Below are 17,074 nucleotides of genomic sequence, written 5' to 3'. Positions count from 1 at the left end.
GCGTTGGGGCGCGCGGTTTTAGCGCCCTTTGCGCTCGAACACATGGAGATTTTGCGCGCCCGCGTCATGCAGGATGGTCTTGGCCCGGTCTTCGGCGCCGGCATCGGCCGCCGCCACCCACAACACCACCGAACCATCCTTCAGCGCCTTGGCGAAAGCCGCCGAATCGGGCAGCGCCGCCACCTCGTCCAGCAATTCCTTGACGGCGACGCCGCCGACCCCGGCCGCGACCAGACCGGCGATGACCGCGCCCACCGGACCGGCGGCCAGGGCGATCAGGCCGGCGGCCACCAAAGGCCCCTCGTATTTGGTTTCGCCCACCAGGGCGACCAGCACGTCCTTCCACGATTTGCCCGACTGGGCGGCGGTGTCGATGGATTCGTGGGACGACAGCACCGACAGGTCGGTGCGGACGAAGCCGGCCTTGAACAGGGCGTCTACGGCGGCCTGGAAATGTTCGCGGTCGGCGAAGGTGCCGACGACCTCGCGGGTCGTGGCGGCGGGATTATTGGTGGCGATCACGGAATTCCTCCGTCGGTTGTCGGGGGGAATCATTGTGCGCCATCGCCGGACACCTGCATAGGGGCTGCGAAAAGAGGGGCATCCTAGCGCGGGTCTTCGGGCTTTGGTTTGAAACCTTCGTGAAAGGGGAGCCATGGTTTGCGCCCCTGGGCTGGCGTGCTAAGGTGCGCCGCCCGTTTCATTGCCGGATCAGAACCAGTGACCGCCGACACACCGGACATCCCCGCCGATGCGACACCGATGATGGCCCAGTACCTGGCCATCAAGCATGCCCATCCCGATTGCCTGTTGTTCTATCGCATGGGCGATTTCTACGAATTGTTCTTCGACGACGCGGTCAAGGCGTCGGCGGCGCTCGACATCGCGCTGACCAAGCGCGGCAAGCATCTGGGCGAGGACATCCAGATGTGCGGCGTGCCCATCCGTTCCTACGAGGTCTACCTGTCCAAGCTGGTGCGCTCCGGCTTCAAGGTGGCCATCGCCGAACAGACCGAGGACCCGGCCGAGGCCAAGAAGCGCGGGGCCAAGTCGGTGGTGGCGCGCGACGTCATCCGTATCGTCACGCCGGGCACCCTGACCGAGGACAACCTGCTCGACGCCCGCGCCCACAACTATCTTGCCGCTCTGGCCGAGGCGCAAGGCGGCCTGGGACTGGCCTGGGTCGACGTCTCGACCGGCGACTTCGCCACCCAGGGGATCGAGATGGGGCATCTGGCCGCCGCCCTGGCCCGCCTGTCCCCCGGCGAGTTGCTGGTGCCCGACCGTCTGTTGGGACAAGAGGCCCTGTCCGAGACCCTGGCCGATTGGCGAAACGTGCTGACGCCGCTGCCCAGCGTCCGTTTCGATTCCGAAAATGCCCGCCGCCGGCTCGAAGCCCTGTACGGGGTCGGGGCGCTGGACGGGTTCGGCGCCTTTTCGCGGGCCGAACTGGCGGCCGGCGGTGCCCTGGTCGACTATGTCGAGCTGACGCAAAAGGGCAAGCTGCCGCGTCTCAACCCGCCACGCCGGCTGGCCCAGGGTGCGGTGATGGAGATCGACGCCGCCACCCGGCGCAACCTGGAACTCACCGAAACCCTTTCGGGCGAACGGCGCGGCAGCCTGCTCGCCACCATCGACCGCACCCTGACCGGGGCCGGGGCGCGGCTGTTGGCGGCCCGGCTGGCGGCACCGCTGACCGAACCGGCGGCCATCGACCGCCGGCTTGATTCCATCGCGTTCTTCGCCGAGGCGGAAAATGTGCGCGAGACGGTGCGCGACATCCTCAGGCGCTGTCCCGACGTCGAGCGCGCCTTGTCGCGGCTGAGCCTGGGACGGGGCGGCCCGCGCGATCTGGCGGCCATCCGCGACGCCCTGGCCCAGGTGCCGGCCCTGCGCCTCGGCCTGTCCGCCGGTGGGCTGGAGGCGCCGCCCGAGGGGGTGGAGATCCTGGCCCGCGATTTGGGCGACCCGTCGCCGCTGGTCGACCGGCTGGGCCGGGCCCTGGCCGAGGACTTGCCGCTTGCCGCCCGCGACGGCGGCTTCATCGCCGAGGGGTTCCACCCGGCGCTGGACGAACTCAAGCTGTTGCGGGTCGAAGGCAACGGCATGCTGATGCGCCTTCAACAACGTTACGTTGACGAAACAGGCATCGCGACCCTGAAGGTCAAGCATAACAACATCATCGGCTATCATCTGGAGGTGCCGGCCAAGCAGGCGGAAAAGCTGGACGAGCGCTTCATCCACCGCCAGACCATGGCCAACGCCGCGCGCTACACCACCACCGAGATGATCGAACTGGCCGGCAAGATCCAGGGCGCCGCCGAACGGGCGCTGGCGCTGGAACTCAGCCTGTTGGAGGAACTGATCGCCGGAGTGCTGGAGCAGGCCCCGGCCATCGCCGCCTGTGCCCAGGCCCTGGCCGGGCTCGACGTCGCCACCGCCCTGGCCCAGATGGCGGTGGACCATGGCTGGACCCGGCCGGTGGTGGACGACAGCCTGACCTTCGACATCCGGGGCGGCCGCCATCCGGTGGTCGAGGCGGCACTGGCCAGCGCCCATGCCGGCACCTTCGTCGCCAATGATTGCGACCTGTCGGACGGACAGCGATTGTGGCTGATCACCGGCCCCAACATGGCCGGCAAGTCCACCTTCCTGCGCCAGAACGCGGTGATCGCCCTGTTGGCGCAGATGGGATCGTTCGTACCGGCGGCGTCCGCCCGCATCGGTGTGGTCGACCGCCTGTTCTCGCGCGTCGGCGCCGCCGACGATCTGGCGCGCGGGCGCTCGACCTTCATGGTCGAGATGGTGGAGACGGCGGCCATCCTGAACCAGTCCGGCCCCCGTGCCCTGGTCATCCTGGACGAGATCGGGCGCGGCACCGCCACTTTCGACGGGTTGAGCATCGCCTGGGCGGTGGTCGAGAACCTGCACGAGGTCAACCGCTGCCGCGCCCTGTTCGCCACCCATTACCACGAGCTGACGCGGCTGGCCGCGCGGCTGCCGCAACTGTCCTGCCATCAGATGCGGGTCAAGGAATGGCAAGGCGACGTGGTGTTCCTGCACGAGGTGGCGGCGGGCGCCGCCGACCGCTCCTACGGCATCCACGTCGCCCGTCTGGCCGGTCTGCCGCCGGCGGTGGTCGGCCGTGCCGAGGAAGTGCTGGGAGCGTTGGAGAAGGGCGAGGAAAGCAACGCGGTCGCCCGTCTCGCCGACGATCTGCCGCTGTTCGCCGCCCTTGCCAGGCCCAAGCCGCGCGCCGTCGAAACGGTGGCCGAGACCAGCAAGGCCGAAGAACGCCTGAAAGCCCTGAACCCCGACGAGCTGACCCCGCGTCAGGCGCTGGACGTGCTGTACGAACTCAAGGGACTTGCCCAAGGCTGAGGCAGCGTTTGCCGCGCCTTTGAGCATTTCAAAAACGCGTGGCACCGGGCGGAAAACGGGACTTATAATCGCCGTTTTCCGCCTTGCTTTTGGTGTTCCATGACCAAGATTACCGCTCAACGTGCCATCATCGACCGCCGCGCCGTCACCGAACGGCTGGGCGAGGTGGTGGCGCTGGAACTGCCCAAGCACAAGCGGCGGTCCAAGGTCCTGGAAACCTTCAAGGAGGCTTTGGCCACCGGCCGCACCGAAATCCGCGCCCGTTTCGATCAGGCCGGCGACGGCGCCCAGACGGTGCGCGAGAATTGCTTCCTGATCGACCAGTTGATCCGCACCGTGCACGACTTCGCGGTCGAACACGAATTCCCCAACGGCATCCGCACCTCGGCCGAGGCGCTGAGTCTGGTGGCGGTGGGCGGTTACGGCCGCGCCGAGCTGAGCCCGCAATCCGACATCGACCTGTTGTTTCTGACGCCTTACAAACGCACGCCGTGGCACGAACAGATCGTCGAATACATCCTGTACATGCTGTGGGACATGGGGCTCAAGGTCGGGCACTCCACCCGGTCCTCCGACGAATGCGCCCGTCAGGCCAAGGAAGACCTGACCATCCGCACCGCGCTCTTGGAAATGCGCTGGCTGTGGGGCGACCAGGATCTGTTCACCGAGCTTCAGAACCGCTTCCGTAACGAAGTCGTCTCCGGCTCGGGCGAGGAATTCGTCGAAAGCAAGCTGGCCGAACGCGACACCCGCCATTCCCAGATGGGCGACACCCGCTACGTTCTGGAGCCCAACGTCAAGGAAGGCAAGGGCGGCCTGCGCGACCTGCACACCCTGTACTGGATCGCCAAGTATCTATATCGCATCGAGAACATCGGCCAGTTGGTCGATCTGGGCCTGATCTCACGTGACGCGGAAAAGCGTTTCACCAAGGCCCAGGCCTTTTTGTGGACGGTGCGCTGTCACCTGCACTACCTGACCGGCCGGCCCGAGGACCGGCTGACCTTCGACGTCCAGCAGGAAATCGCCCGGCGCATGGGCTATGGCGACCGCGCCGGTTCCAGGGGGGTCGAACGCTTCATGAAGCACTTCTTCCTGGTGGCCAAGGACGTGGGCGACCTGACCCGGCTGTTCTGCGCGCTGACCGAGGAACAGCAGAAGCGGAAGCCGAAATTGCGGCTGGGCCGGCTGTTGTCGTTCAAGCGCGGCACCGTCGCCGGCTTCAAGCTGGACGGCGACCGCCTGAATTGCGCCACCGACGACCAGTTCGAAAAGGACCCGGTGGCCATGATCCGGCTGTTCCACACCGCGCTGGAAAACGACCTCGACATCCACCCCAAGGCGCTGGATCTGGTACACCGCAACCTCAAGCGCATCGATTCCGGCGTGCGCGAGGACCTTCAGGCGAACAAGTTGTTCGTGTCCATGCTGACCAGCCGCAAGAACCCGGAAGTGGCGCTCAGGCACATGAACGAAGCCGGGGTGCTGGGCCGTTTCATTCCCGATTTCGGCCGCGTCGTGGCGCAGATGCAATACGACATGTACCACGTCTACACCGTGGACGAGCACACGCTCCAGGCCATGGGCATCCTGCACGCCATCGAGAACGGCCAGTTGAAGGAAGAGGCGCCGGTCTCGTCCAAGGTCATCCACAAGGTGGCCTCGCGCGAGGTACTGTATCTGTCGGTGCTGCTGCACGACATCGCCAAGGGCCGCAATGGCGACCATTCGGCGCTGGGCGCCGAGGTGGCGCTGAAGCTTTGCCCGCGCTTCGGTCTTTCCGATGCCGAAACGGAAACCGTGGCGTGGCTGGTGCGCGAACATTTGACCATGAGCCGCGTCGCCTTCAAGCGCGACATCGACGACCCCAAGACCATCGCCGATTTCGTCACCTTGGTACAAAGCCCGGAACGGCTGCGCCTGTTGCTGTGCCTGACGGTGGCCGACATCCGCGCCGTCGGCCCCAACGTGTGGAACGGCTGGAAGGGCGGGTTGCTGCGCGAGCTGTATCTCAGGTCCGAGGAAATCATGATGGGCGGCCTGGCCGAGGGCCGCGAATCGCGCATCCAGGGCGCCCAGGACGCCTTGCGCGGCGAATTGCTCAAGGCCGGCTGGACGGCCGAGGACATCGACGCCCATCTGGCCCGCGGCTATCCCAATTACTGGACCGGCTTCGACACCGCGACCCACGTCCGCCACGCCCGCATGGTGCGCGAGGCCGAACACACCAAGGCGCCGCTGTCGGTGGAATCGCGGGTCGATTCCAAGCGCGCCGTCACCGAGATCACCGTCTACACCAGCGATCATCCCGGTCTGTTCTCGCAGATCGCCGGCGCCATGGCCGTGTCCAGCGCCAACATCGTCGACGCCAAGATCATCACCTTGGCCAACGGCATGGCGCTCGACACCTTCTGGGTCCAGGATTCCGAGGGCGGCGCTTTCGACAGCCCGCCCAAGCTGGCGCGGCTGTCGTCGGTGATCGAACAGGTTCTCTCGGGCCGCATGTGGCTGGACAAGGAACTGGCGGCGCGCCGGGGCAAGCTGCCGGCCCGCGCCCATGTGTTCAAGGTGCCGCCGCGCGTCATCATCGACAACAAGGCGTCGTCCACCCACACGTTGCTGGAACTGAACGGCCGCGACCGGCCGGGCCTGTTGTACGATCTGACGGCGGCGATGACGCGGGCCGGGCTTCAGATCGCCTCGGCCCATATCTCGACCTATGGCGAACGGGTGGTGGACGTGTTCTACGTCAAGGACATCTTCGGCCTCAAGGTCAGCCACGAACGCAAGCTGGATCAGGTGCGCGGCGAGCTGCTGAAGGCGCTGGAGGATCCGACGGTCAAATCCGAGGAAAACGCGGCGCAATAGCGCGTTAAGCAATTCTGCGCTAAACGCTTGTCCATGAGCCTGTTCCGATCCATCGCCACCGTCGGCGGTTTCACCATGCTGTCGCGCGTCACCGGCCTGATGCGCGAGATGATGATCGCCCATTTCATGGGGGCGGGGGCGATCGCCGACGCCTTCTTCGTCGCCTTCCGCTTTCCCAACCTGTTCCGGTCGCTGTTCGCCGAAGGGGCCTTCAACGCCGCCTTCGTGCCGCTGTTCACCGGCAAGCTGGCCGAGGGCGAGGCCCAGGCCCGCAGCTTCGCCGAACAGGCGCTGGCGGTGATGGCGCTGACCTTGGGAATCTTCGTCGCCCTGGTCGAGCTGGCCATGCCGTGGGCGGTCTACGCCCTGGCGCCGGGCTTTTCCGACGTCGCCGGCAAGCTTCAACTGGCGACCGAATTCTCGCGCATCTGCTTTCCCTATCTTCTGTTCATCTCGTTGACCTCGCTTCAGGCCGGGGTGCTCAACTCGTTGGGCCGTTTCGCCGCCGCCGCCGGCACGCCGGTCCTGCTCAATCTGGTGGCCATGGCCGGATTGTGGGCGCTCAACCCCTATACCCAGACGCCGGGCCACGCCTTGGCCTGGGGCACCTTCGCCGCCGGCGTGGCCCAGTTCTCGTGGCTGGTGTTCTCGGTGCGCAAGGCCGGCATGCCGTTGCGCGTCGTGCGCCCGCGCCTGAGCCCCGAGGTCAAGCTGTTGGGCCGGCGCATCGTGCCTGGCGCCATCGGCGCCGGCGTCTATCAGGTCAACCTGGTGATCAACACCATGATCGCCTCGACGGTGGCCAACGGCGCGGTGTCGTATCTGAACTACGCCGACCGGGTCAACCAGTTGCCGCTGGGCGTGGTCGGCATCGCCATCGGCACGGCGCTGTTGCCGCTGCTGTCCCGCCAGCTCAAGGCCGGCGAGTTCGAGGCGGCGCGCGAAAGCCAGAACCGCGCCATGGAATTCGCCCTGTTGATGACCCTGCCGGCCGCCGCCGCGCTGATGGTGCTGGCCGAGCCGGTGATCCGCGTCTTGTTCCAGCGCGGCAGCTTCGGCGCCGCCGAGACGGCGGCCACCGCCGACGCCCTGGTGGCCTTCGCCATCGGCCTGCCGGCCTATGTGCTGGTCAAGGTGCTGGCGCCGGCCTTCTTCGCGCGCGAGGACACCCGCACCCCGGTCAAGGTGGCCGGCGCCACCATGGCCCTGAACGTCGCCCTCAACCTGGCGCTGATCGGCCCCCTGGCCCATGTGGGCATGGCCCTGTCCACCGCCCTGGCGGCGTGGTTCAACGTCGTCGCCCTGGCGGTCATCCTGGCCCGGCGCGGCTTTTTCTCCATGGACGCGCGGCTGTTGTCACGCGGCCCGCGCATCGTGCTGGCGGCGGCGGCCATGGCCGGCGCATTGTGGGCGGCAAAGGCCTGGGCGTGGCCGTGGGCGGTGCACACCTGGCAGGCGTTGGCGGTGGTGTCGGCGCTGGTGACGATCGGCCTTGTGGTCTTCGCGATGGCGGCGCATGTGCTGGGCGCCGCACGCGCCGGCGAGGTCAAGGCCATGATGCGCCGACGCAAGTAAGCTTGCGTTGGCGCGACCACCGTCGTAAGCAATCAACAAGGCCCCCCGCCGGACAGAGAGAGACATGACCGAGCCCTTGCCCCGTTTCCGCCCCGATACCCTTCGCGACGCATTGCGGCGTGCCGCGTCGCCGGGATGGTGGTGGGCGGCCGCGCTGGTGGTGATCGGCTTTGTCGGTGCCCTGGGAATCGGCATGGCGATCACCCACGTCATCGACGACGATTTCGATTTCGGCCCCGGATCGGTGGAAACCGGCCAGAGCCGGGCGGTGGCCATCGCCGCCCGACTGGTGTTCCGCGAGATCGACCAGCACAATTGGGCCGCCAACGACCCGTTCTTCACCCCCGGCTGGTGGCTGGACGACACCCCCGCCTTCCAACAGGGCATTGCCACCGCGGTAGGCCGGATGTCCGCCGCCCTGGCCGCCGCCAGCGACCACGGTCAAGGCCCGGTGTCCGAACTGGAACGGGCCGCCGGATTGCTGAAGTATCCCGGAACGGTGTGGAAGTTCGACCCCTCGACCTCGTGGGCGCCGACCGCCTCGAGCGAGAAGATGTACCGTGGCGCCGCCCGCAATCTGGTGGAGTTCAACCGCTCCCTGGCCGGTGGCGGGCCGGGTCTGGACCTTGACGCCGCCACCTTGGCCCAAGTGGTCAGCGCCATCGGCCGCGACCTGGACATCATCTCGGCCAACACCGACCGCCATCTGGCCGAGAACCATTCGGCACTGTTCGACACCAAGGCGGACGACCTGTTCTACGGCACCAAGGGCCGGGTCTACGCCTATGGCCTGATGCTGCGCGAATTGGGCGGCGATTTCGCCCAGGTGCTGACCGACCGTAATCTGGCGGTCGAGTGGCGCCAGATGATCGAAGCCTTGCAGGCGGCGGCGGCGCTTGAGCCGCTGGTGGTCCTGAACGGCGCTCCCGACGGAACCTTCGTTCCCAGCCATCTGACCGCGCAGGGGTTCTATCTGTTGCGCGCCCGCGCGATCTTGGCCGGGATCGCCGAAAAACTGGCGAGCTGAGCATGGCGGGCGGAAACGGACGGCCGGTCGTCTTGTTCCTTGCCCTGTTGGCCGGCCTGTGGGCGTCGGCGGCACGAGCCGCCGAACCTTTGGTGGCCGATCTGTCGCGCCATCTGGTGGCCATCACCACCGGCTTCGCCGGCACCGACGTCTTGTTGTTCGGCGCCGTCGAGGATGCCTCGCGCGGCGGTGACGTCGTCGTCGTGGTGCGCGGCCCCAACCATGGCGAAATCGTCCGCCGCAAGGCGCGCAACGCCGGCATCTGGATCAATTCCGGTCTGGCCGAGGTCCGCGACGCGCCATCCTTCTATCGCGTCGCCGCCAGTAAGCCTTTGGCCGAGATCGCCCCCCAGGCGGTGCTGGAACGCCACCAGATCGGGCTTGAGGCGCTTGACCTCGACATCCATCCCCGCGACGAACGCGCCGACAGCCCGCAATACCGCGATGCCCTGATCCGGCTGAAACAAAGACAGGGGCTTTACGGCGACGGTGTCCAGGACATCGGCTTTCTCGGCAACCGCCTGTTCCGCACCGAGATGCATTTTCCCGCCAACGTGCCGGTGGGCACCTATCTGGTCGAGGTCTACCTGATGGTCGACGGCGAGGTGGCCAGCGCCCAGACCACGCCCTTGGTGGTGTCCAAGATCGGCCTGGGCGCCGACGTGTTCGATTTCGCCCACCAACAGGCCGCGGCCTACGGTATCATCGCCATCCTGTTGGCGGCCGGCGCCGGCTGGGCGGCGGCGGCGATCTTCCGCAAGTAATGCCGGCCAACCCATTGCGGCGGTGGCCAACAAGAAAACCACGGGGAGAAGGGATCATCATGACGGCCGAACAGACCCGAGTGTTCCTGGTGGTGGTGGACGACAGCGAGGAAATGCGCGCCGCGCTGCGCTATGCCTGCGCCCGTGCCCGCCATACCGGCGGCCGCGTCGCCCTGCTCCGGGTGCTGGAACCGAACGAGTACCAGCATTTCATGGCCATCGCCAACCTGATGGAGGAAGAGGCCCGCCAGGACGCCGAGGAGCTGTTGCAGCGCCTTGCCGCCGAGGTCAACGAGTTCTCGGGCCAACTGCCCATCCTTTATGTGCGCGAGGGCAACCCGCGCGAGCAATTGATCGCCCTGATCGACGAGGAACCGCAGATTTCCATCCTGGTGCTGGCCGCCGACACCGGGCCGCGCGGGCCGGGACCCCTGGTCACCGCGCTGACCGGCAAGTTCGTCGGCCGGCTGCGCGTTCCCGTCACCATCGTGCCCGGCCACCTGAAACCCGAACAGATCGACGCCATTACCTAAGTTGTCCGCTCAGTCTTTCCCTTGACTCAGACCCCGGCCGGGGCCATTTAGGATTATCGGCTTCCGCTGCGCGCCCTTACCCCCGCGACGCCTAGAACGAGGATTTCCATGTTCATCCAAACCGAACCGACCCCCAATCCCTCGACCTTGAAGTTCCTGCCCGGTCGCGAGGTCATGACCCATGGCACCGCCGACTTCCTGACCAAGGAAGGCTCGGCCAGTTCGCCGCTGGCCAGCCGCCTGTTCGACGTCGACGGCGTCGCCAGCGTGTTCCTGGGCGGCGACTTCATCACCGTCGGCAAGACCGCCGAGACGGATTGGTCGGTGCTCAAGCCGCTGGTTTTGGCCGCCATCATGGACCATTTCAATTCCGGCGCGCCGGTGATCACCGATGCCGGCACCGGCGCCGAGGGGTCCGAGGGCGATTCCGACGTGGTCAAGCAGATCAAGGAATTGCTGGACACCCGCGTCCGTCCGGCGGTGGCCCAGGACGGCGGCGATATCATCTTCCGCGCCTTCGAGGACGGTATCGTCTACCTGCACCTCCAGGGCGCGTGCTCGGGTTGCCCCAGCTCGACCGCCACGCTCAAGCACGGCATCGAGAACATGCTCAAGTACTATGTGCCGGAAGTGGTCGCGGTTCAGGCCGTCCAGTAAACAGGCACCTGAAAGCACTTTTTTCAATGGCGGCCACACGGCCGCCATTTTTGTTTGGCTAGGGTAGACGGCAGAAGGAGATTTGCATGGCGCAAAACAAAGCCGTTCTTTTTGGTGTCGGCACCCTGGCCGTGGCGGTGGGGGCCCTGTACGGGCTGGTCCTGGGCGGTGTTTCCTCGCCGCTGCGCAGCGAGGTTTCCCTGGGCAAGCCGGTCGGGCTGGAGCGCAATCTCAGTACCAGCGAACTGGGCAGCGCCGATGGTCTGCACGCCGTCTTCACCCGCATCGGCTATCGCCTGGACACGGTGGCCGAAACCGGCACCGTGCCGCCGCTGTTCCTGTCGACAGTGCCCGACGACCTTGACCAGATGGCCGAGATCGACGCCAAGAAGCGTGTTTTCCTGCGCCTGATGCTGCCGCTGGTGCTGGTGGTCAACGAAGAGATCGCCCAGGATCGCCATCGTCTGGAGGCCATGGCCGACGGCCGTCTGCCCCAGGACCCGGCCTGGCTGGAAGCCCTGGCGGTGCGTTACCGGGCCGAGGGCGCGAACCTGTCCCAATTGCTGCGCAAGGTGGACTTGGTGCCGCCGTCCCTGGCCCTGGCCCAGGCGGCCGAGGAATCGGGCTGGGGCACGTCGCGTTTCGTGCGCGAGGCCAACAACCTGTTCGGACACACCGGCAGCGCCGTCACCCCTAAGGGCGACCCGGCCGGTCAGCGCATGGCCGCCTTCACCACCCTGCACGAGGCGGTGCGGGCCTATGTCCACAACCTCAACAGCCATCCGGCCTATGAGGGGCTTCGCCGGGCGCGGGCCACGGCACGGGCCAGGGGAGAAACCCCCGACGGCGCCACCCTGGCCGGCAGCCTGTCGCGTTATTCGGAGCGAGGCGACGCCTATGTCCAGACCATCCGCGCGCTGATTCGCGGCAACCGGCTGGACCGCTTCGACCACAGCCGCATCGACCGCAACCGTCTGCGCGAAAGCTGAGTTACTTCCACTCCAGGCTGTCCACCGCCCCGCAATGGGGACAAGTGACCTGCCAGCGGTCGGTGGGCTTGGCGCAGGTGGCACAGATCCACGCCGGCTCGACCGGAGCGGCGGCGGTCTTGGCCATCCAGGCGGTGGCGGCATGTTCGTCGCCACGTTCCTCGCGTTCAAGTCGCGCCAACAGCACATAAAGACCGGTGGTCGGACGCTGCTCCAAGGCACGTTCCAGATGGCTGCGCGCCAATCCCCACAGCTTGACGGCCAGGGCCGCCTCGGCCAGGGCGACATGGCCGTCGGCGGCATCGGGATTGGCCTTGACCAGCTTGTCCAGCCGCTTGACCCGTTGCAGCGGCGTTTCCGCCGGGGCCAGGGCCAGCCAGGCCTCGACCAGATCGGGATGCGGCGCGATCCGCCAGGTGGTCAGCAACAGGCTGGCGGCCTTGCGCGGCTTGTCGGCGCGATGCAGCGCCAACGCCGCCTGGGCCGCCGCCGCCACGAAACCGGGATCGGCACGATGGGCGGCGATGGCCAGATCGCGGGCCAGGACCGGATCGCGTTCCCCCCGCGACCGCTCCAGCAAGGTCAGGGCGCGGAAACGGGCCAAGGTGCCGCCCGACAGCGCGTCGCGCTTCTTGGCCTCGTCCAGGGTGGCGGCGGCTTCGGCCCAATGGCCGGCGCGGGCCTGAAGGTCGAACAAGGTGGCGGCCAGTCCCACCGCCGGTCCCCCCAGCGCCCAGGCGCGGCGGGCGTAATCCAGCGCGGCGGCGTGATCGTGGCGAAGAAGCGCCTGATCCATCAGCCCCTTGAGGCCCAGCAGGGCGGTCTCGGGCCGTTCGACCATGGCCGACAGGCGGTTTTCCGCTTCCGCCGCATCGCCCGACAACGTCGCCGCCTGGGCGGTCAACAACCCGGTCAGGGACGAATCGGCCAGCAATTTGTCGGCACGCCGGGCCAGACGCCGCGCACCGCGTCCATCACCGGCGGCGACGGCGGCCAAACCATCGGACAACGCGCGATAGCCGTCGCGGGTGCGCCGCGCCCGTCGCGCCGCCAGCCACCGGCCGGGTGTCGCCAGCACCGCGCGGAACACCCTGAGCGCCAGCGTCCCCAGCAGCAGCAGCGCCAACAGGCCGCCCAGCACCAGCGGCACGGGCGCGGTGATCTTCCACCCCAGCCAATGAATCACCGCCTGACCCGGCCGTTCGGCCAGCCACACGGCACCCGCCACCAACAAGGCGGTGACGACGACGAACAGGGAAAGCCGGCGCATCATGGTCATTGCCCCGCGCCGATGGCGGCGACCACATGGGCGGTCAACCCGGACAGCGCTTGGCCGGCGGCAAGCCGGGCCCGCGCGTCGGCAAGCCACGGCGCCGCCACCTCGGCCGGCGGGCCGGACAGCGCCTCAAGCTCGGTCACGGCGATAGCCAAGTCACCCACCGCCAGCGCCCCTTGGGCACGGGCGACGACAGCGGCCGGCGAGGTGCCGGCGGCGGCGCCGTCCTCGCGTTCGATGGTCACCAGCGAGCCCAGGCGGTCCAGGGTCTGGCGCCACCAGCCCTGACCCTCGGGCAGGATCTGGGCGCGAACCACGGCCGGGGCCAGGACGGTCATGCGCTGGGTCAGCATGGCCAGGGTGGGAATACCCACCGCGGCATGGGATTTCAGGGTTTCGGCGGCGGCGGCGACTTCCGGGTCGGCCCCGGCCAGGGCCTTGAGCGCCCGCAACTCGCCGTCATACGGCAAGGCGGCGGCCACCGCCTCGCGCAACTGACCCACCGCCAGCAACAGAGCAGCGGCGGAACTGCGCCGCGCCTGCATGTCGCGCACGGCGCTTTCCGCCTTTTCCACCCGGTCGGCCAGCCGCAGCACCGCCGCCGCGTCGGCCGAAGTCCGCTTGAGTTCGGCGACCGCGCCGCTCAGTTCCGTCACCTCGTCCACCAGCTTGGCCGGCACCTGCGGCAGGGCCTGCAAGGCCTTGACCGCCATCTCGGTCTGCCCCACGCGGCTTTCCAGCGGCGACAGGTCCACCGCCGCCGCGCCGCCGTGGCCCAGGCGTGCCTCGAGCGCCGCCAGACGGTCGCGGGTGGCGGCCAGTTCGGCGGCCAGATCGGGCGAGACGGCGGCGGGCGCCGCAACCGGCCCGGACGCCGCCGGTTCGGCAGACGACAAGACCGGAGCCAAGGGCGACGGCGTCCCGCCGTTGGTCCGCATTTCCGACCACACCAGGGCGGCGACACCGGCCACCGCGACCACCGCCACGGCGGCGGCCACCGGAACCCAGCCACGGCCCTTGGCGGCGTCGGCCGCGACCTCCGGCTCGGCGATTTCCGCTTCCTCGGTGGCGACCTCCTCCTCGGGGACCGGGGCCGGAATCGCGTCGGCGGCTTCCGGGGCGGCCTCGGGGGACGGCGTCTTGGTCTCGTTCGCGGCGGCGGGCGGGGTCTCGGTCATGCTGCTCCTCTGGAGATCGGAGGAAATGCGGCCGGCGGCCAAATCCTCCTCGAGCGCCGCCAGCAACGCGGCTTGGGTCGGGACGGCGGCCACGCGGACGGCCGCCCAGGAAAGAGGCGCCAGCTTGTCGGCGACGGCCCGGCTGAGCGCGTAGGCGGTAAGCGGGCGAAGCGTCCCGGACAATCCGGCGGCTTGCACCAGGGTAACAAAGGTAGCGGCGGTGCGGGGAGAGAAAAACAAGGCGAGACCGATGCCGCCGTTCCGCAACGCCTGCGTCAGGTCGTCGGACAAGGCGGTGGCGGTACGCGCCTCGTACAGGACCACCCGGCGGACGGCGAAGCCGGCCTCGGCCAGCAATCCCGCCAGGTCTCCGGCGGTGACCGAACCGGCGGCATGCAGGAAGGCCCCTGTTCCGGGTTCGCAACGGTCCTTGACCAGGGCCGCCAGACTGTGGACGTCGCCGCCGGCGCTTTCCACCCGTTCATAGCCCAATGCCCGCGCCTCGCGCGCCGAGGCGTCGCCCACCGCCCACACCGGTAGGTCGCGGTCGGGTAACAATCGGGCCAAGGCGCGCACGCCGTTGGCCGAGGTGGCCAGGATACCCTGGACACCCTCGGCATCGATGGCGGCATCAAGATAGGCGATGTCGAGAAGCGGCTCGACCGCCACCGTCAGGCCCCGGGCCCGCAATTCCCGCGACACCCCCTCGGAATCCTCGCGCGGGCGGGTGACAAGGGCGCAGGTCACGGCCGGCCCCCGTTCAGTGACTGAAGAAGCCGGGGCCGGCGATCCGCTTCAATTCCTCGCCGGCGTCGTTGCCCATGGCCTCGGCATCGGCGGCCCGGCCCTGACGGCTGGTGGCGTGCACGACCTTGCCGTCGGTGCTGACGATCAGGCCGCGGAACGACAGATGGTCGCCGTCCAGCTCGGCCAGGGCGGCGATGGGCGTGCGGCACGACCCGTCAAGGGTCAGCAGGAACGCCCGTTCGGCGGTGATGCGCACCATGGTCTCGGGACAGTTCAGCGCCGAAAGGTAACGGTGCGCCGCCTCGTCGTCGGTGCGGCAGGTGATGCCGATCGCCCCTTGCGCCACCGCCGGCAGCATGAACTCGGTGGACAGCGGGCTGGTGGCCTTGTCCGCCATGCCCAGGCGATTCAGCCCGGCCATGGCCAACAGCGTGGCGTCGACCACGCCCTCGCCCAGCTTCCTGAGACGCGACTGGACGTTGCCGCGAAAGTTCACCACCTTGAGGTCGGGACGCTTGTGCAGGATCTGGGCGCCGCGCCGCAGGCTGGAGGAACCGATCACCGCGCCTTCGGGCAGATCGTCGAGACCGGCGTATTTGAGCGACAAAAAGGCGTCGCGCACGTCCTCGCGCGGCAGGACGCAGGGCAGGACGATGCCGTCGGGCAGGACGGTGGGCACGTCCTTCATGGAATGGACCGCCAGGTCGATGCGGCCATCCAGCATGGATTCGTCCAGTTCCTTGGTGAACAGCCCCTTGCCGCCGATTTCCGACAGCGCGCGGTTCTGCACCAGGTCACCGGTGGTCTGGATGACCTGGATGGCGATGGCACCTTCTTCGGCCAGTTCCGGCCAGGCGGCGGCCAAACGGTCGCGGGTCTCGTGCGTCTGGGCCAGCGCCAGCGGCGATCCGCGGGTGCCCAGGGTGAGGCGGGGGTTGTTTGCTTTGGACGTCATGGCCCTGGTGTTGTAGGAAAAGCCGACGGTTCTGGAAAGGATTTTCGTGGTGTTGATCCTGGGTGTCGAAACATCGTGCGACGAAACCGCCGCCGCGATCGTGCGCGACGACCGCGCCATCCTGGCGAATGTGGTGTTGTCGCAGCTTGAAGAACATCGTCCGTTCGGCGGCATCGTGCCGGAAATCGCCGCGCGCGCCCATCTCGAACATGTGGACCGGCTGGTGGCCGAAGCCATGAACCAGGCCGGAATCGGCTTTTCCGACCTCGACGCGGTGGCCGCCACCGGCGGACCCGGCCTGATCGGCGGCGTCATGGTCGGCGTGATGACCGCCAAGGCCATTGCCCTGGCCGCCGGCAAGCCGTTCCTGGCGGTCAACCACCTGGAAGGTCACGCGCTCACCGCGCGGCTGACCCACGATTTGCCGTTTCCCTATCTTCTGTTGCTGGCCTCGGGCGGCCATTGCCAGTTGCTGGCGGTGCTGGGCGTCGGCCAATACCGCCGGCTGGGCACCACCATCGACGACGCCGCCGGCGAAGCCTTCGACAAGGTGGCCAAGATGGTGGGCCTGGGCTATCCCGGCGGCCCCCTGGTGCAAAAGGCCGCCGATCACGGCGATCCCAATCGTTTCGCCCTGCCGCGCCCGATGAAGGGCAAGCCGGGCTGCGATTTCAGCTTTTCCGGCCTCAAGAACGCCGTGCGGCTGTTGGTCGAAACGCTTGCGCAACCATTGTCGGAACAGGACGCGGCCGACGTCTGCGCCGCGTTCCAGGCGGCGGTGGCGGACTCCATCGGCGACCGCACCCGGCGCGCCATCGCCCAGTTCCGCCAGGACTGGCCCCAAGGCCGGCATGTGGTGGTGGCCGGCGGCGTCGCCGCCAACACCGCCTTGCGCGCCATGCTGGAAAAAGTGGCGGCCGAGGCCGGCCTGACGTTCCTGGCGCCGCCGCTGGGATTATGCACCGACAACGCCGCCATGATCGCCTGGGCCGGAATCGAACGATTCCGCCTGGGCCTGACCGATTCCTTGGATTTCGCGCCCCGGCCGCGCTGGCCGCTGGACCCCGCCGCGCCGAAAGCGCGCGGGGCGGGAATCAAGGCCTGACCTTGCGCTTTCGCCCATC

The 17,074-nt window shown here is 68.1% G+C and carries 13 protein-coding genes; 9 read left to right on the top strand and 4 right to left on the bottom strand.

Annotated elements, in window-relative coordinates; all coding sequences use genetic code 11:
- Nucleotides 1-18 precede the first annotated feature (18 nt).
- Complete coding sequence (locus tag G4223_RS16565; protein ID WP_205762545.1) at nt 19-522, bottom strand: hypothetical protein; 504 nt, start codon at nt 520-522, stop codon at nt 19-21.
- Between the two features lie 240 nt (nt 523-762).
- Between G4223_RS16565 and mutS the strand changes: the two genes are divergently transcribed.
- The 8 genes from mutS to G4223_RS16525 all read left to right on the top strand — a co-directional run bounded on the left by mutS (nt 763) and on the right by G4223_RS16525 (nt 11,794).
- Entirely contained in the window at nt 763-3,381 is a 2,619-nt protein-coding gene (mutS, locus tag G4223_RS16560; protein WP_163682062.1) for a DNA mismatch repair protein MutS, read from the top strand.
- A gap of 99 nt (nt 3,382-3,480) precedes the next feature.
- Nucleotides 3,481-6,249 (top strand): [protein-PII] uridylyltransferase, encoded by a 2,769-nt coding sequence (locus G4223_RS16555; protein ID WP_163682013.1) that lies wholly within the window; start codon nt 3,481-3,483, stop codon nt 6,247-6,249.
- A gap of 33 nt (nt 6,250-6,282) precedes the next feature.
- On the top strand, nt 6,283-7,824 hold the full coding sequence (murJ, locus tag G4223_RS16550) for a murein biosynthesis integral membrane protein MurJ (protein WP_163682011.1): 1,542 nt from the start codon (nt 6,283-6,285) through the stop codon (nt 7,822-7,824).
- Nucleotides 7,825-7,888: 64 nt separating this feature from the next.
- Nucleotides 7,889-8,851 (top strand): DUF2333 family protein, encoded by a 963-nt coding sequence (locus tag G4223_RS16545; protein WP_163682009.1) that lies wholly within the window; start codon nt 7,889-7,891, stop codon nt 8,849-8,851.
- A 2-nt stretch (nt 8,852-8,853) separates the two neighbouring features.
- Entirely contained in the window at nt 8,854-9,615 is a 762-nt protein-coding gene (locus G4223_RS16540) for a TIGR02186 family protein (RefSeq protein WP_163682007.1), read from the top strand.
- A 59-nt stretch (nt 9,616-9,674) separates the two neighbouring features.
- The gene (locus G4223_RS16535; protein ID WP_205762544.1) at nt 9,675-10,148 is read left to right on the top strand and encodes a universal stress protein; all 474 of its coding nucleotides are present in this window, start codon (nt 9,675-9,677) and stop codon (nt 10,146-10,148) included.
- Between the two features lie 108 nt (nt 10,149-10,256).
- Nucleotides 10,257-10,805: a NifU family protein gene (locus G4223_RS16530; RefSeq protein WP_163682002.1), complete on the top strand. Its 549-nt coding sequence runs from the start codon at nt 10,257-10,259 to the stop codon at nt 10,803-10,805.
- An 86-nt stretch (nt 10,806-10,891) separates the two neighbouring features.
- On the top strand, nt 10,892-11,794 hold the full coding sequence (locus tag G4223_RS16525; protein WP_163682001.1) for a glucosaminidase domain-containing protein: 903 nt from the start codon (nt 10,892-10,894) through the stop codon (nt 11,792-11,794).
- Nucleotide 11,795: 1 nt separating this feature from the next.
- On the opposite strand, the gene G4223_RS16520 is transcribed toward G4223_RS16525, so the two are convergent.
- Genes G4223_RS16520 through hemC form a run of 3 tightly spaced genes read right to left on the bottom strand, consistent with a single transcriptional unit; the run spans nt 11,796 to nt 15,950 of the window.
- Entirely contained in the window at nt 11,796-13,067 is a 1,272-nt protein-coding gene (locus tag G4223_RS16520; RefSeq protein ID WP_241004167.1) for a heme biosynthesis protein HemY, read from the bottom strand.
- 2 nt (nt 13,068-13,069) lie between these two features.
- The gene (locus tag G4223_RS16515; protein ID WP_163681999.1) at nt 13,070-14,995 is read right to left on the bottom strand and encodes a uroporphyrinogen-III synthase; all 1,926 of its coding nucleotides are present in this window, start codon (nt 14,993-14,995) and stop codon (nt 13,070-13,072) included.
- Nucleotides 14,996-15,008: 13 nt separating this feature from the next.
- Nucleotides 15,009-15,950: a hydroxymethylbilane synthase gene (gene hemC, locus G4223_RS16510; RefSeq protein ID WP_163681996.1), complete on the bottom strand. Its 942-nt coding sequence runs from the start codon at nt 15,948-15,950 to the stop codon at nt 15,009-15,011.
- Between the two features lie 49 nt (nt 15,951-15,999).
- Here hemC and tsaD point away from each other — a divergent pair, with 49 nt between their 5' ends.
- Nucleotides 16,000-17,055: a tRNA (adenosine(37)-N6)-threonylcarbamoyltransferase complex transferase subunit TsaD gene (tsaD, locus tag G4223_RS16505; protein ID WP_163681994.1), complete on the top strand. Its 1,056-nt coding sequence runs from the start codon at nt 16,000-16,002 to the stop codon at nt 17,053-17,055.
- Nucleotides 17,056-17,074 lie beyond the last annotated feature (19 nt).

The sequence above is a fragment of the Magnetospirillum aberrantis SpK genome (genome assembly GCF_011022235.1).
Lineage (GTDB): Bacteria > Pseudomonadota > Alphaproteobacteria > Rhodospirillales > Magnetospirillaceae > Magnetospirillum > Magnetospirillum aberrantis.
Note: the sequence above shows the minus strand (reverse complement) of the source record. Positions and strands in the feature narration are given on the sequence as shown.